This is a genomic window from Streptomyces sp. R21 (assembly GCF_041051975.1).
In the GTDB taxonomy this organism is placed as follows: Bacteria; Actinomycetota; Actinomycetes; order Streptomycetales; family Streptomycetaceae; genus Streptomyces.
Genome location: NZ_CP163435.1, coordinates 2,459,801 through 2,474,895, shown reverse-complemented (window position 1 = coordinate 2,474,895; position 15,095 = coordinate 2,459,801). Strand labels below are relative to the sequence as shown.

General features: G+C 70.3%; 13 protein-coding genes. 6 read left to right on the top strand and 7 right to left on the bottom strand.

Annotated elements, in window-relative coordinates:
- Window positions 1-1,410: an RICIN domain-containing protein gene (locus AB5J56_RS11170; RefSeq protein ID WP_369232531.1), complete on the top strand. Its 1,410-nt coding sequence runs from the start codon at window positions 1-3 to the stop codon at window positions 1,408-1,410.
- A gap of 7 nt (window positions 1,411-1,417) precedes the next feature.
- Here the strand turns inward: AB5J56_RS11170 and AB5J56_RS11165 are convergent, their stop codons facing one another.
- Entirely contained in the window at window positions 1,418-2,512 is a 1,095-nt protein-coding gene (locus AB5J56_RS11165) for a pectinesterase family protein (RefSeq protein WP_369232530.1), read from the bottom strand.
- Window positions 2,513-2,551: 39 nt separating this feature from the next.
- Complete coding sequence (locus AB5J56_RS11160) at window positions 2,552-4,228, bottom strand: rhamnogalacturonan lyase B N-terminal domain-containing protein (RefSeq protein WP_369232529.1); 1,677 nt, start codon at window positions 4,226-4,228, stop codon at window positions 2,552-2,554.
- A gap of 195 nt (window positions 4,229-4,423) precedes the next feature.
- On the opposite strand from AB5J56_RS11160, the gene AB5J56_RS11155 reads away from it, so the two are divergent.
- Window positions 4,424-5,482 (top strand): rhamnogalacturonan acetylesterase, encoded by a 1,059-nt coding sequence (locus tag AB5J56_RS11155; protein WP_369232528.1) that lies wholly within the window; start codon window positions 4,424-4,426, stop codon window positions 5,480-5,482.
- A gap of 222 nt (window positions 5,483-5,704) precedes the next feature.
- Window positions 5,705-7,423 carry a DUF2264 domain-containing protein gene (locus AB5J56_RS11150; RefSeq protein ID WP_369232527.1) on the top strand — a complete coding sequence of 573 codons (1,719 nt, stop codon included), beginning with the start codon at window positions 5,705-5,707 and terminating at the stop codon, window positions 7,421-7,423.
- A gap of 73 nt (window positions 7,424-7,496) precedes the next feature.
- On the opposite strand, the gene AB5J56_RS11145 is transcribed toward AB5J56_RS11150, so the two are convergent.
- Window positions 7,497-9,059 (bottom strand): hypothetical protein, encoded by a 1,563-nt coding sequence (locus AB5J56_RS11145; RefSeq protein ID WP_369232526.1) that lies wholly within the window; start codon window positions 9,057-9,059, stop codon window positions 7,497-7,499.
- Between the two features lie 129 nt (window positions 9,060-9,188).
- Between AB5J56_RS11145 and AB5J56_RS11140 the strand changes: the two genes are divergently transcribed.
- Both AB5J56_RS11140 and AB5J56_RS11135 read left to right on the top strand, forming a co-directional pair.
- Window positions 9,189-9,647, top strand: coding sequence for a hypothetical protein (locus AB5J56_RS11140; RefSeq protein WP_369232525.1), 459 nt, complete (start codon window positions 9,189-9,191; stop codon window positions 9,645-9,647).
- On the top strand, window positions 9,644-10,411 hold the full coding sequence (locus AB5J56_RS11135) for an isocitrate lyase/phosphoenolpyruvate mutase family protein (protein WP_369232524.1): 768 nt from the start codon (window positions 9,644-9,646) through the stop codon (window positions 10,409-10,411). Before AB5J56_RS11140 ends, AB5J56_RS11135 begins: the two co-directional genes overlap by 4 nt.
- On the opposite strand, the gene AB5J56_RS11130 is transcribed toward AB5J56_RS11135, so the two are convergent.
- Both AB5J56_RS11130 and AB5J56_RS11125 read right to left on the bottom strand, forming a co-directional pair.
- Window positions 10,400-11,230 carry an alpha/beta fold hydrolase gene (locus AB5J56_RS11130; RefSeq protein WP_369232523.1) on the bottom strand — a complete coding sequence of 277 codons (831 nt, stop codon included), beginning with the start codon at window positions 11,228-11,230 and terminating at the stop codon, window positions 10,400-10,402. The two genes, AB5J56_RS11135 and AB5J56_RS11130, sit on opposite strands and share 12 nt — an antisense overlap.
- The gene (locus AB5J56_RS11125) at window positions 11,223-11,819 is read right to left on the bottom strand and encodes a TetR/AcrR family transcriptional regulator (protein ID WP_369232522.1); all 597 of its coding nucleotides are present in this window, start codon (window positions 11,817-11,819) and stop codon (window positions 11,223-11,225) included. The genes AB5J56_RS11130 and AB5J56_RS11125 overlap by 8 nt, the downstream gene beginning before the upstream one ends.
- Before the next feature lie 388 nt (window positions 11,820-12,207).
- Here AB5J56_RS11125 and AB5J56_RS11120 point away from each other — a divergent pair, with 388 nt between their 5' ends.
- On the top strand, window positions 12,208-13,155 hold the full coding sequence (locus AB5J56_RS11120; RefSeq protein WP_369232521.1) for a helix-turn-helix domain-containing protein: 948 nt from the start codon (window positions 12,208-12,210) through the stop codon (window positions 13,153-13,155).
- Here AB5J56_RS11120 and AB5J56_RS11115 read toward each other — a convergent pair.
- Together AB5J56_RS11115 and AB5J56_RS11110 are read right to left on the bottom strand one after the other, a co-directional pair.
- Complete coding sequence (locus tag AB5J56_RS11115) at window positions 13,139-14,218, bottom strand: endo-1,4-beta-xylanase (RefSeq protein ID WP_369232520.1); 1,080 nt, start codon at window positions 14,216-14,218, stop codon at window positions 13,139-13,141. The genes AB5J56_RS11120 and AB5J56_RS11115 overlap by 17 nt on opposite strands.
- A 94-nt stretch (window positions 14,219-14,312) precedes the next feature.
- Entirely contained in the window at window positions 14,313-15,062 is a 750-nt protein-coding gene (locus tag AB5J56_RS11110; RefSeq protein ID WP_369232519.1) for a hypothetical protein, read from the bottom strand.
- Window positions 15,063-15,095: the final 33 nt, after the last annotated feature.

Below are 15,095 nucleotides of genomic sequence, written 5' to 3'. Positions count from 1 at the left end.
ATGAGACGTGCGTATGTGGTTCTCCTGGCCCTCTGTCTGGGCCTGTTCGGAGCTCTGGCCACCGCCGGTCCCGCGCAGGCCGCGGCCCAGACCGTCGCCAACGGCACGCAGTTCACGGACAGTTCGGGCAATGCCGTGCACGCGCACGGCGGCGGGGTCATCAAGGTCGGCAGCTACTACTACTGGTTCGGCGAGCACCGCAACGCCGACAACACCTTCCAGTACGTGGACACCTACCGGTCCACCGACCTGAAGAACTGGGAGTTCCGCAACCATGTGCTGAGCCAGTCCAGCGCGAGCGAGCTGGCGAGCGCCAACATCGAGCGTCCCAAGGTCATGTACAACGCGTCCACCGGCAAGTTCGTGATGTGGATGCACAAGGAGAACGGCAGCGACTACAGCGAGGCGCGTGCCGCCGTCGCGGTGTCGAGCACCGTCGACGGCAACTACACCTATCAGGGCAGCTTCCGGCCGCTCGGCGACTCCATGTCCCGCGACATCACGGTCTTCGTCGACACCGACGGCACCGGCTACATGGCGTCGGCCGCCAACGAGAACTACGACCTGCACATCTACAAGCTCACGGCCGACTACACGGGCATCGCGAGCCTGACCGCCAACCCGTGGCCCGGCGGGCATCGCGAGGCCCCCGCGCTCTTCAAGCGGGGCGGCGTGTATTTCATGCTGACTTCGGCCGCCACGGGCTGGAACCCCAACCAGCAGCAGTACGCGACGGCGACCTCACTCGCCGGTCCGTGGAGTGCGATGACGAACGTCGGCGACTCGACGGCGTTCAACTCGCAGACCGCGTACGTCCTTCCGGTGCAGGGCACTTCGGGCACCTCGTACCTCTACATGGGCGACCGCTGGGGCAACTCCTTCGGCGGGACCGTCAACGACTCGCGGTACGTGTGGTTGCCGCTCACCTTCCCGAGCAGCACCAGCCTCAGCATGAGCTGGTCTCCCGAGATCACCGTCGACACGACCGCCGGGACGGTCACCGGCACCAGCGCCACCTACGAGACGCTGACCGCCCGGCACTCCGGCAAGTGCGCCGACGTCCCCAGCCAGTCGCTGTGGCAGGGCGTCGCGCTCGCCCAGTACACCTGCAACGGCGGCACCAACCAGAAGTACTGGTTCAAGTCCGTCGGCAGCGGCTACTACGAGCTGATGACCCGGCACAGCTCCCTGTGCCTGACCGAGAACGCCACGAACGTCACCCAGGAGAACTGCACCACCGCGACCACCCAGCAGTGGTCGGTCACCACGTCGGGCAGCTACGTCCTGCTGAAGTCCCGCGCGAGCGGCGAGTGCCTGGACGTGAACGGCGCGTCCACCGCCAACTCCGCCGCACTGATCACGTACACCTGCAACGGAGGCACCAACCAGCAGTGGACACGGTCATCCTGATGTGACGTCAGCCGATGGGATTCCAGCCGTCCGTGCCCGCCAGGTACTTCTGGGCCGTGTAGTTCGCGGCCTGGGGGTCGGTGAGCTGCGGACGGTTGGAGTTCACGGTCGCACCGGCACCCGTGTTCTTGTACTCGAAGAAGCGGGCGTTCTTCCACGAGTAGCCGCTCATGTCGGTCCAGGGCCCGGCCGTCTTCACGGCCGCCGGCAGCGAGGTCCCCCGGATGACGAACTGTGCCACCGCGTCCGACGTCGGGTGCCAAGGGCGGCCCAGGTAATACGTGTTGGCGGCGGCCGGGCTGGAGATCGTGCTGCCGGTGATCAGAATCCCGTACGTCTTCGCGGAGTTGGTGTTCGGCGCGGCGAGGAAGCCGTTCAGTCCGCCCGCCGCCGCGCCCGAGTTGCGCAGCTGGATGTTGACGCGGTCGTAGACGGCGGTGGCGTTGCCGAAGATGAAGTCGACGTCTCCGGCGATGAAGGAGGAGGAGAAGTACTGCCGGTACTGTCCGGTGGCCGACGGCGCCCAGTTCAGGACCGTGTCCTGGTGTCCGATGAATCGGTCGCCCGTGAACCTCTGCCGGTCGCCCTGCGCGGTGACGGCGACCGCCTGGGTGTCGGTGATCTCCGGGTGCGCGGCCTTGGAGAAGGTGTTCTGGATCGTGACGCCGGTGACGGTCAGATTGTTCGCCGAGAACGTCGCGACCGAACTGCCCAGGGTGCCGTACTTGTTGCCGCTGGAGTCCGTGTACCCGGCGGCCCGGTCGTAGGTGATGACGACGTCCTCGGCGTTGCCGGTGGCGCCCTTGATCGTCAGGCCGGACTTGGACGTCGGCACCTTGACGATCTCCGTGTAGGTGCCCTTCCCGACGGAGATGGTGTCGCCCGCGGCGGCCGCGTTGATCGCAGCCTGCACGGTCGTGTACGTGCCGGAGCCGTCCTTGGCGACGGTGATCACCGTGGCGGCCTGCGCCCTGGGGACCAGCGACACCGCGACGAGCCCGAGGGCCGCCGCGGTGCCGGTCGCGAACGCGACGGTACGGCGTCGGGTGAGGGAGCGACGGTGCCGGTGCTGCTCTGCGGAGTGCGGGTTCGGCTCAGTCATGCTCTGCAGTCGCCGCCCGCCGCCCGGAGGTTGCCGGGGTCAGGCCAGCAGGTCCAGCGCGTCGATCGACGTGCCCGCGCTGAGGTACGACGTGGTGCCCGAACCGCTCACCACGTTGATCTTCAGGATGTTGTACTGGCTGGTGTCCGTCAGCCAGGCGCTGGCCGGAACGCTGTACGTGAACGTGTAGTTGTTGCCCCGGTAGGAGCCGACGGTGAGCGACCGCGTGCTCGGCTGGGTGGGCGGTGAAGGGATCGCCGACGTCCAGGAGTTGACGGCGATCTGCGGCCGGCCGTTCGCGTACGCCGTCGTCACCCCGATCCGCAGCGTGTGCGCGGCCGCCGCCTGCGCCGCCGTCAGCTTGAAGTACACCAGCAGACCGCTGTTGACGTCCTTCCAGATGTACGCCGGGAACGCGGACGTCTCACTGCCACTGCCGATCACCACGTTGCCCGTCCAGGCGGCGGCCCGCGGGTCGGAGGGATGCGCGTACGTCATCAGGTCCGCGTTCTTGAACCCGCTCGGCGTGCCGTCCCAGTTGCCGATCCGCCAGATCGCGCTCGCGTTGCCCGGGTCGTTCGACGACGGGATCGCGATCGTGTTGAGCGTGGTCGTGCCACCCGCCGTGACCGTCACCGAGCCGGTGTAGACGGCGAGTTCACCCTTGAAGACCGTCAGGGTGTACGTCCCCGGCAGCACGCCCGCGATCGAGAAGTAGCCGTCCGAGGAGCGCGCCGAACCCCAGTACTGGGCGGCCGAGTTGGCGATCCCCACCGTGTACGCGAATGCCGTGTCCCGCCCCGAGATGCCGACGCCCGCGACCTTGCCCCGGCCGCCCGCGGCGACGTATCCGGAGATGCCGAGCGAGTCCGCCCAGGACGTGGTCAGGTTGCCGTGGTACAGCGACGAGGAGGGCGCGCCCCCGTCCGTGAAGGCGATGACGTAGGGCCCCTGGAGCCCGAACCGCTGCGCCTCGGTCTGGTTCTCGCCGTAGTACAGGATCTCGTACAGGCCGCCGCCGTCGGCGCTCTGGTGCCGTAGCAGCGAGCGGTAGAACGGGCCGCCGGACGCCTTCTCGTGGTTGCTGCGCACCATCCACAGGCCGACGCTGCCGGTCTTCCAGCCGATGTAGTCGTAGTCGATGACGCGGAGCTTCGAGTAGTGCTTGGAGCGCGTCTGGCCGTCGGACTTCGCGAAGACGTCCGAGGCCTCGATGGTGGTGGGCGCGTAAGTGTAGGAATCGGGCTCGTCGTTGAGGAAGAGGCCCGCCTTGACGCGCACGATGTAGCGGGTCGCGCTGACCGACGTGTCGGCCTTGTTGGTCCACACGTAGACGTTGTTCTCGCCGCTGCGGGCCGCGTAGTAGAGCTTCAGCGTGCCGTACGCGACCGAGACCAGAATCGACGAACCGGACTGTTTGATCGTCACGGTGGAGGTGCCGAGGCCCGACTCGACGTGCGAGTTCTTGCCGCCGTAGCCCTGGTACTCCGTGCCGCGGTAGACGAGCGAGGTCAGGTCGCCGTTGGTCTTGCTGACCTTGAAGACGAGGTTGGCGCCGGTGTCGATGACGTAGTTCGAGCCGTCGTCGGTGTAGCCGAAGGCCGCGGCGGCGGCCGTGCCGGCGAGGGGTCCGGCGAGGGCGGCCGATCCTGCGGCGGCGCTCGCGCCGAGGACGAAGGTACGGCGGCGGACCGATCTGCGGGCGGATCCGGACATGTGGGGGTGCCTCCTTCGGAGGGCGTGGGGGTTTGCGGGTGTCTCGCAGAGTGACAGTTGAATCGATTTCGCGAAAGGGCTTTCACTCGCTTGGAGTTGGCAATCATGTGAAATCGAGCCGAGGACTAGAAAGCGCTTGTCCGGAGCGGTACCGTCCCAGCCGCCAGGTCCCGTCGTCCTGTTGGAGGAGCCGCAGTGAGACGTTTCAAGACCACCCCCGTTGCCGTGCTGGCAGCGCTGACCGCAGTCACCGCCCTGTCGGTCACCCCGGCGCAGGCACAGGCGCATGGGCACGGGCCCGCCCTGGGCCTGGAGAACTGCACGGCGAGCGCATGCCACTTCGCGGTGGCGCCCGGCACATACGACGTGAAGGTGCTCCTCGGCGGCGACAGCGCGGCCAGTACGAGCATCAGCGGCGAGACCCGGCGCTCGCTGCTGCCCGAGACCGCCACCGCGGCCGGTGAGCCCGTGGCCCGCTCCTTCACCGTGAACGTCCGCACCCCCGAGGGCGAACCGACCGGCGCCGACGGCACGGCGGGTCTGGACCTGGCGATCGGCGGCTCGGCACCCGCGCTGGCCGACATCCGCGTCACGCCCGCACGGCACGCCCGCCAGATCTTCCTGGTCGGCGACTCCACGGTCTGCGACCAGCCCGGCGACCCCTACTCCGGCTGGGGCCAGCAGCTTCCCCAGTTCCTCCGCAAGGGGCTCTCGGTCGCCAACTACGCCGATTCCGGGGAGAGTACGGTCACCTACCTCGAGAACCCGGCGCTGTTCCCGACCGTCCAGCCGCTGATCCGCGCGGGCGACCTCGTCCTCATCCAGCTCGCCCACAACGACAAGACCACCGACGAACCGACATACCGTGCGAACCTGGAAACGCTTGTCGCGGGTGTACGTGCCGAGGGAGGGGAACCCGTTCTCGTCACACCGATCGTCCGGCGCTGGTTCAACGCGGACGGTACCTTGAACAACAACACCGCGCTGCTGGTGAACGGCCTCGGCGTGGATCACCCGGCGGTCATCCGCTCGGTCGCGGCGGCCGAGAACGTCCCGCTGATCGACCTGACCGCCAGGACCAAGGCCCTCGTCGAGTCGCTGGGCGTCGAGGGCTCCAAAGCGATCTACCTGTACAACGAGAAAAGGGACAACACCCACACCTCGGTGCACGGCGCCACGGTGTACGCGGTGCTGGTGCGCGACGAATTGGTCGACCGGCATCTGGTGCCGGAGGGCCTGGTGAGGGTGGGATGAGACCCTGGGGCGTCCCGACCGGAACCGGGGCGCCCCAGGCCTGGGCCTGTCCGTGAGGACGGGCCCTACGCCTGTGCCGGTCGGCGGCGCGGGCCCGACGCCTGTCGTGCCTGACCGCCGCGCGGGCCCGATGCCCGTCGTGCCTGACTGCCGCGCAGGTCCGAAGCCTGTCCCGAGCCCGTTCCGAAGCAGCCGCCCCCTGATCGAGACTGGAAGCCTCCCGTGTCCCTTCCCTTCCCTCCGCCGCCGGAAGACCGCACGCTCAGCCCGTACACCGGCTACACGCGCGCCCATTGGGAGGCGGCCGCGGACTCCCTGCTGGCCGCCGTGGCGCCGTACGCCACCGCGGACGGCGCCCTCTACCACCTGCCCGGCGACCGCACGAGCTGGGCGGGGAAGCTCTCCGACGGACTGGAGGGATACGCCCGTACGCTGCTGCTGGCCGCCTTCCGGCGCGACGAGAAGGCCCTGGAGCGGTACGCGGACGGCCTCGCCGCCGGCACCGCGGGCGTCTGGCCGCGCATCACCGACCGCAGCCAGCCGCTCGTCGAGGCCGCGTCCATCGCCCTCGCGCTGCGGCTGACCCGCCCGCTGCTGTGGGACCGGCTCGACGCACCCGTGCGCGAGCGCGCCGCGGGATGGCTCTCGGACGCCCTCACCGCCGAACCCTGGGCCTGCAACTGGGAGTTGTTCCCCGTCACGGTCGGCGGCTTCCTGCGGGAGATCGGCTACGAGCCCGAGGCCGCGAGCGCGGCGATCGACCGCGGCCTCGACCGCATCGAGCCGTGGTACGTCGGGGAGGGCTGGTACAGCGACGGTCCTGGACGGGCCTTCGACTACTACAACGGCTGGGCGATGCACCTGTATCCGGTGCTGCACGCCTGGCTGGAGCAAGACCCCCGCCTGCTCGACCTCTACGGCGGCCGCCTGGAGACCCATCTCGCCGACTACGCCCTGCTGTTCGGCTCCGACGGAGCCCCCATGCACCAGGGCCGCTCCCTCACCTACCGCTTCGCGACCACCGCCCCGCTGTGGCTGGGCGCGCTGACGGGCCGTACGCCGCTGAAGTCCGGCGAGACGCGAAGGCTCGCCTCGGGGGCGCTGAAGTACTTCCTCGACCGGGGTGCCGTCGATGACCGGGGCTTGCTCACCCTCGGCTGGCACGGCCCCAACGAGGCGCTCCTGCAAGGCTATTCGGGCCCGGCGTCGCCGTACTGGGCCAGCAAGGCGTTCGTCGGCCTGCTCCTGCCGCCCGACCACGAGGCCTGGACCGCCCCCGAACAGCCCGGTCCGACGGACCGCACCGACGCCGTCACCCCCGTCCGCCCGCCCAACTGGCTGATCCAGACCACCACTTCGGACGGCCTGGTCCGCCTCCACAACCACGGCAGCGAGGACGTCCGCTACGACCCGTACTACACACGGCTCGCCTACTCGACCGTGACGGAGCCTTCGGCGTCGTACGACAACAGCGTGATCGTCGGCGAGGACCCGACCCGCACGGACATCGAGCCGCTCGGCACGGGCGAGGGCTGGGTGGCATCCCGCCACACCGCGGGCGGCGACGCCCGGGTGACGAGCGTCGTCCTCGCCCGCGGTGCGGCGGAGGTGCGAGCGCATCGGGTGACGGGCGCGGCGCCCGGGACGCCGGTGCGGATCACGGGGTGGGCGGCGGGAGAGGGTGCCCGTGCCGAACTTCTGCCCGCCGTCGGCCTGTTGGACGGGCCGACCGGCCTGACGGGCACCACGGGCGACGGCTCGACCCTGTTCGTCGCGCTGGCCCGGCTGACCGGGGAGCAGGAACCCACGCCCCTCGCGGAAATGGTGTCCGTGCGTGCGGACGGGGCGGACGGGATCGTCGTGACCTGGTCCGGGGGCGGCGGGGCGAGGGTGCGGCTGGGGGACGGGGCGGACCCGGTCGTGGAGGTGAACGGGGGGTAGGGCGCCGGATGAACCCGGGGAAGTCCCGGTGCCCCCGCTCGTGGGCACCGGGACTTGCGTGATCCGGCCGGCGTCAGGGCGTCAAGCGGGCGATCTTCAGGGTGCTCGTCGAGGGCGAGGAGCCCGTGAGCGGCGTCGCGTACGACGGTGTGACGGGTGCGTACGCCCAGGTGAGCGTGGCGTCCTTGTGGATCGCGATGTCGCCCGAGATGCGGGCCGAGACCACCTTGTCCGCCGACTTGGCGGTGCCGTTCCAGTCGACGAGGCGGAGGTGGGTGCCGCTGAAGGTGCCCGTGCAGGTGCCGTTCGCGCACTTGGCGTTCTTCAGGGACTCCCAGGAGACGAGGAGCCGGTCCTTGCCGTACGGGGCCACGTGCACGTTGACGTTCTCGGTCCCGGTGGCGCTCGTGAGGTAAACCGGCTTGCCCGAGGGCGTGTTGCGGTTCTTGAGGAAGGCGACGGCGACCTGGTGCGTCTTCGTCCTCGGCTTCACCGTCCAGCCCCGGCCGCTCGTGTCGTCCGGGTTCTTGGCGGCGGAGGCGGCGCCGCGGGACGCGAACGCGGTGGCGTACCGGCCGGTCGAGGACTTCACCAGGTCGCCGGTTCGTCCCGCGAACGTGCCGCCGCAGTAGCCGGCCCAGCACTGCTCGCGCTGGACGACGGGCGCGGTGTCGGGCGCGCCGATGCCCGTCGACACGAACAGGCCCGAGCGCCAGTCGTCGAAGCAGAGCGAGGTGAACGCGCCGGTGGACTCGGCGTGCAGCGCGATGCCCTCGTTGTGACTGCACCCCCAACTCCAGCCGCCGCTCTGCTTCGAGCCGGTCGGGCTGACGTACGTGAGCTTGTCGCCGTAGTGGCCGTCGGCAAAGCCGCCCGCGCCGTGGACGACGAAGTACGCCCCGTACTTCGTTCCGTTCCAGGCCAGTTGGCCGTCGAGAAGCGGTGCCGTGTCGTTCGACGCCGTCCCCGTGAGCTTCGTACGGAAGGCCTGCGCGCCGTTCTTGTAGCGGATCAGCGCCGCGGCTGTCTCGTTCCACTTGTTCGTGTCGGCGACCCGCGTCAGCAGCGCGAACCCGTCGTTGTGCGCGACAAGCCCGCCGACCTCCTTGGCCCCCTTCACCACCGTGTCCTTCGCGGACCGCTTCCCCGCCGCCGTCAACGGCGTGACGTGCACACCATCGGCCGCGGGCCACGCGACCCGCAGCGTCCCGTCCGGCGCCACCGCGGTCGCCGTACGCGTCCACTCGCGGGTGTTGTTGTAACCCGCGGACAGATAAGGGAATTTGGCGGGCAGGGTGAGAGTGGTGTTGGTGACGGCGAGGGTGCCGGACGCGGCGCCCGCCGCCTTGGCCGTCGACGACGCCTTCGCCTTGGCCGTCGGGGACGCGGAGGCGTCGGCCGTCCGGGAGGGGGACCCGGACGCGGTGGTTGCCGAGTCCGCCACGGCGGAGGAGGAGGCGCCCGTGGACGCCCCGGCCGCGACCGAGCCACCGCTCCCGCTGCCCGAGTCCACCGTCGCCGCCGTCGCGTACCAGGCACCGGCCAGCAGGGCAGCAGCCGCGAGCGCACCGACGACCGGCTTGCGGTTCATACGGCGACGGCGGCGGTGCGTTGTGTGAGGTCTTGCGGTTGTCATGATCCGGGGTTGCCACCGGGGTGGGAAAGGTTGCCGCCATCGGGAGGGCGTTGCCGCCGCCGGGAGATCATCTGGGGCCGGGGCCACACTTCGGCCGGCACCGAACCGTTCCGCCTCTACCGTTCTCGTATGACCGAGAGCAGGCAGGAATCCCCGGCGGAAGCCGTCGTCGGCATGGTGGATCACGTTCTCGACCTGGCGGCCACCTGGACGGACTGGGACGGCAAACCCACCCGCGTGGACGACCGGGTCTACACCCCGCACAAGGCGATTCGTCGTGTGGCGGACCATCTCATCGACCATCTTGCCGAGTTGGAGGCCCGGCTCGTGGGGGAGCCCCCGCAGCCCGACCACTGGCACGCCTCGGCGAGTACGACCGGGGCGGACCTCGCCCCGTTCACGCCCGAGGATCTCGACGAGGCGCGTAGTCGGCTCATCCGGCTGGCCAGGATCTGGGCGAACCGGCTGGCCGTGCTCACCGAGGAGCAGCTCGACGAGTCCCCGGGTGAAGGGTGGTCGTTTCGCGAACTCGCCCTGCATCTGAAGGGATCGACGTACTACGCCGACGGCGTCGGGAGGCTCGTGTGACCCCCTTTGCCGCACTTCACCAGGCCGACACCCTTCTACTGCTGCCCAACGCCTGGGACCACGCCTCGGCAGCCGCCCTTGCCGCCGAGGGCTTCCCGGCGATCGGCACGACGAGCCTCGGTGTCGCCGCTGCGGCCGGCCTGCCGGACGGGACGGGGGTGACCCGCGAGGTGACGGTGCGTCTCGCCCGGCAACTCGGCGGGCAGCCGTACCTGTTGTCAGTCGACGCCGAGGACGGGTTCAGTGAAGAACCGGACGACGTCGCCGAGTTGGCGCGTGAGCTGGCAGCCGCCGGTGCCGTCGGCATCAACATGGAGGACGGTCTCGGCTCCGCCGACCTGCACGCCGCGAAGATCGCCGCAGTGAAGGCCGCCGTGCCGGACCTGTTCGTCAACGCCCGCACCGATACGTACTGGCTCGCCCAGGGAGACGCCCTCGACACCGCGCGCCGCCTCGACGTCTATCAACAGGCGGGCGCGGACGGCGTGTTCGTCCCCGGGCTGACCGATCCGACGGAGATCGCCACCCTGGTGAAGAACCTCGACGTCCCCCTCAATCTCCTCTACTCACCCTCCGGACCGCCCCTCACCCACTTCGCCGACCTCGGGGTCCGCAGGGTCAGCCTCGGGTCCCTCCTCTACCGGCGGGCCCTCGGCGCGGTCCTCGACACGGTCGCCGACATCCGGGCCGGCCGCCCGATCGAGGGCGCGACACCGACGTACGAGGATGTGCAGGCGCTCAGCGGGCAATCCTCAGGCAGCTAGCAGCACTTGCGCCACCCGCTCCGCGAACTCCGCCGGATGCTCGGCGACACCTATATGGCCGCCGGGAAACTCCACGAAGTCCGCGCCGCTCAGTTCGGCCGTCAACGCGGCCGTACGGTGCAGGAGTTGGCCCCGTGAGTCGACTCCGGCGGCGAGGGTGAGGCGAGGGGCAAGGGGCTTGAGGGCGTCGAGATCCGGTGCGTACGCGGTGAACCGGCGCAGTACGCGGGTGAGGAAGAGAGCCATGGGGGTGGTCAACTCGTCGGTGGGTGAGGGGGGTTGAGGTGCCGCCGCCTTGGACTCGTGGTCAGCCTCCGCTGAGTCCTGATCCGCGTCCGGCGTTCGGTCCGCCAAGCCCGCGAGCAGCCGGGTCCCCGCCGCTTGCAGGCCCGCCGCGCGGTAGGTCTCGTAGACCTCCGTGAACATCCTCCGCTGCCGGGCCGCGTCGGGGAGGACCTCCACGACCGGTGGCTCGTGCGCGATCACATGGCGCAGGTTTTCCGGATGGCTGGTGAGCAGGTCGAGCGCGGCGATGGCGCCGGAGCTGGTGCCGAGGACGTACGCGGACTCGCCGTCCGGCAGGAGTTCGGTGAGGACCCGGCGGGCGCCGTCGCTCCACGACCTCACCCGCTGCTCCTCGACCGGCTCGCCGAGCCGGCCGTGCGCGAGGCCCAGCGGGTCGTACGTCACCACCGTGAAGCGGTCGGTGAGCCGGTCCGTCATCGCGTCGAAGCCCATGGGATGCCCGGCCCCGCCGGGGACGACCAGCAGCACCGGGCCGCTCCCGCGCACCTCGTAGTACAGGGACGTGTCACGCATCGTTCCGCTCCTCTCGCGGCCAGTTCTCCAGTGCGATGTGCAGGGCGTCGAGCGCCCGGTCCCACGAAGTCCGTACGTCGCGGGGGGCGCCGAAACCGCCGATCGCCTCCAGGGCGCAGTAGCCGTGGAAGGTGCTGCGCAGCAGGCGGACGGCGTCGGTGAGGCCGGGCTCGGACAGGCCGTAGGCGCGGAGCATGCCGTACGTGATGCTGTACGTGAGCTCGGCGGTACGCCGGTACGCCTCGATGTCGGCGACGAGGGCGGGGTCGAGCTGTGTGTGGGTGGCCATGTAGCGGCCGGGGTGTTCCAGCGCGTACTCCCGATAGGCGCCCGCAAACGCGACGAGCGCGTCCTTGCCCGCCCGCCCGGCCACGGCGGTGCCGATCCGGTCGATCATCTCGCCGGACGCGCGCAGGGCGATCCGTGCCCGCAGGTCCTGCAGGTTCTTGACGTGCGAATACAGGCTCGCGTCCTTGACGCCGAAATGGCGTGCGAGCGCGGACACCGTGACGTTCGCGAAGCCGACCTCGTCCGCCAGGTCGGCCGCGGCCGCCACGATCCGATCGGCCGTCAGCCCTGCTCGGGCCATGGGTGATCCCCTCCGCACTCCTTCGAACCTAGAGGCTCTAGGTAATGCCCGAATATACCTAGGTCACCGGAGGGAGGGAAATGAAAAAGGGAAAAGGGAAGGTGAAAGGAGGGGGGAAGGGAGAGAGGGGAGTCGGCCGGGCGACGCGTGTGGCCCGCCCGGCCGTGCCGTCGGGTGTGGTCGGCCGGGGCCGAAGCCCCGGCCGACAGCGCTCCCCCGTGCTTCACGGTAGGCGGAGAGTGGTCCGGCGACTCGCCACATCGCGCCCGGGCAGTCGCCAGTTCGCGCCAAGGAACCCCTCAACTCGGCGTAGCGTCACAGGAAATGGCGCAGAACCCATGGCTCCACCACCTATCCGGACGGACACGGAGAACAGGGGACGATCTCCATGCACAGCGGCGCGATCCACTTACACCACGCCACCGTCGGCCAGCTGCAGACCGCGGCCTCCTCGATCCTCGCACCGCTCTCGGTGACCGCGCCGGGTGTCGACGGGTTCCGGGCCCATATCGACGCCGCCGCCCTCGGGCAGGGGGCCGTGGCGCGGATCCGTGGCTCCGGGCACGTCGTCGCGCGCCCCGCCCGGGTGATCAGCTCCACCGACCCCGAACTGCTGAAGGTGACCCTGCACCGGTCGGTCGCGGTGGCGGCACAGGGCCGCAGCCACGCCTCCGCGGACAGCGGCGACCTGGTGGTGTTCGACATGACCCGGCCCTACCGGCTCGCCGTGGCCGAAGGCTGCGACGTGATCGCCGTCGGCATGCCGCGCACCGCGCTCGGCCCGTACGCCGACGCGATTGCGCACCGCACCGCCGAGCGCCTGCCCACCGACGCCGGCACCCCAGCCGTACTCGCGGCGTTCCTCTCCGGCCTGGGCCGTCATCTCGACGACCTGGCGGGCCCGGCCGACGGCCACCTCGGGGACGCCCTCGTCTCCCTGCTCGTCGCCGCGTTCACGGACCGGGCGCCGGCGCGCGTGGACGCGGCCACCGATCTGGTCGACCGCATCCGCGTCCACGCCCTGGCGAACATCGCCGACCCCTCCTTGTGCGTCGAGTCCGTCGCCGCCGCCCACGGCATCTCCGCCCGCCAACTGCACCGCCTCTTCCGGCCCACCGGGATCTCCTTCGCGGCCTGGCTGCGCGACGAACGCCTCGCCCGCATCCGCCGCGACCTGCTCGACCCCGCGCACGCCGGCCGCACCGCGGCCGCCGTCGCCGCCCGCTGGGGCATGCACGATCCGTGGCACATCGGGCGAGCTCTCAAGTCCCGCTATGGGCAGACGGCGCGGGATTTGCGGCACGGCCTCAACCCTGGGCTCAGGCCGCCGGATTGAGCCCGATCGACAGCCCCGTGTACGCCCGCTTCGCCGCGTAGTTCGCGTTGTACGGGAGGGCGGCGCCGTAGCCGTTGAAGGTGCCCGGGATCCAGGAGTACTTGTCGGTGAGGCCCCAGACGGTGACGCCCGCGCAGTGGGCGACGCCCAGGCAGTTCTCGCTCGCGGTCTTGTAGTCGGCGGACTGCTGGGCGAGTTCGGCGGAGGACGCGGGGAGCGGGATGCGGATGTCGAGTTCGGTGACGGAGACCTCCAGGCCGAGGTCGGAGAAGCGCTTCAGGTTCGCCTTCATCGTCGGCGGAACCTGGCCGACCACGAAGTGCGACTGGAAGCCGATCCCGTTCAACGGGACGCCCTGCGCGAGGAGTCGCTTGGCGAGCGCGTACAGGGCGTCGCTCTTCGCGCCCGCCGCCTCGATGTTGTAGTCGTTGATGTACAGCTTGGCGGCCGGGTCGGCGGCGTGCGCCCACTTCAGCGCGTTCGCGATGTAGCCGGTGCCGAGCTTGTCCTGCCAGAGCGAACTGCGCATCGAACCGTCATCGTTGAGTGTCTCGTTGACCACGTCCCAGGCGTACACCTTGCCCTTGTAGCGGCCGACGGTCGTGTTGATGTGGTTCTTGAGGATCGTGTTCAGCTGGGCGGCGGTGAAGTTGCCGTTCTTGAGCCAGGAGGGGAGCTGGGCGTACCAGGCGAGTGTGTGGCCCCGTACGCCCTGGTGGTGCGCCCGGGCGTGGGCGACCAGCCGGTCGGCCGCCGCCCAGTCGTAGGTGCCACGGCTCGGCTCCAGCGCGTCCCACTTCATCGCGTTCTCCGCCGTCACCGAGTTGAACTCCCGGTCCAGGACGGCCGTGTACGACGAGTCGGCGGTGAGCGGAGTGTCGCCGACGGCCGCGCCGATCCGCACGCCGCGGCCGTCGGCGTACCCCCGCAGGGTGGTCGCGGCGTCTGCGTCGGGCGTGAGCTGCGGAAGCGCGACGGCGCCCGCCGCGATCAGTGCGCCGGCGGCCAGGAGCGGCAGAGGGTGGAGGATACGGCGACGGTGGCTGCGGGGGGAGTGCGGCACGGTGATTCCTCGCGGAGGTAGGGGATTACGGGTGCTGCGCATGGGCGTATGCGTGCGTCCCCCAGGTGTCGCCGCCGGGTGCGTGAAGGTTGCCTCAGAAGTCCCAGCGGCCTGAGGTGTCTGAGGCATCGGAGGAGCTTGAGGGGTCTGAGGAGCTTGAGGGGCCTGAGGGGTTTGCGAGGACTGAGGAGTCCGGGAGGTCTGGTGGGCCGCCGAGGCCGGGGCAGGTCGTCCGCAGCGCGTGGAGCGCGCCCCACACCGAATCCTGGGCGAACACGCCGGGCGCGGTGCCTCCGTCCGGGTCGAACACGACGTAGGACTCCGGGAGATACGACAGATCGCCCCACTCCTCCCGCCTGTGGGCGCGGGCCAGCACCTGCCCGCAGTGGGTGCAGGCGATCCACGGGACGAGCACCAGGCCCGCGTCGGGTCCCCGGACCTCGGTGGTCAGCGGCTCCCCGCCGTCGGCCACGTACTCGAACTCGACAAGCCGCAGCGACCCGTCCTGTGCGGGATCACCCGGGCAGCGCGCGATCTCGGCCCCGAGCGCGTCCCACATGCCCCACTCCCCGGCCAGGACCGCCAGTTCGGCGCGGGTGGTCTCGCCGATCGCCACACCCTGCGCGAGGAGTCGCGGGAGCAGCACGAACTGGAGCCCGGCCTCCTGCTCCCCGATCTCCCAGCAGTCCTGGAACTCCGCGGCGTCCTCGCGGGACGGCAGCAGCCGCGCGAGACGACTCCAGAGGGCGGCTTCGTCGGCGTACGACGCGCTCGGCTCGCTCGACGCGCTCGGCTCGTTCGTCTCCACCGGTTCGACCGCCTGATCGTTTTCCTGATCGTTCATCGGGCTGAGGGTAGCGGGGGGCGCCGATCGGGT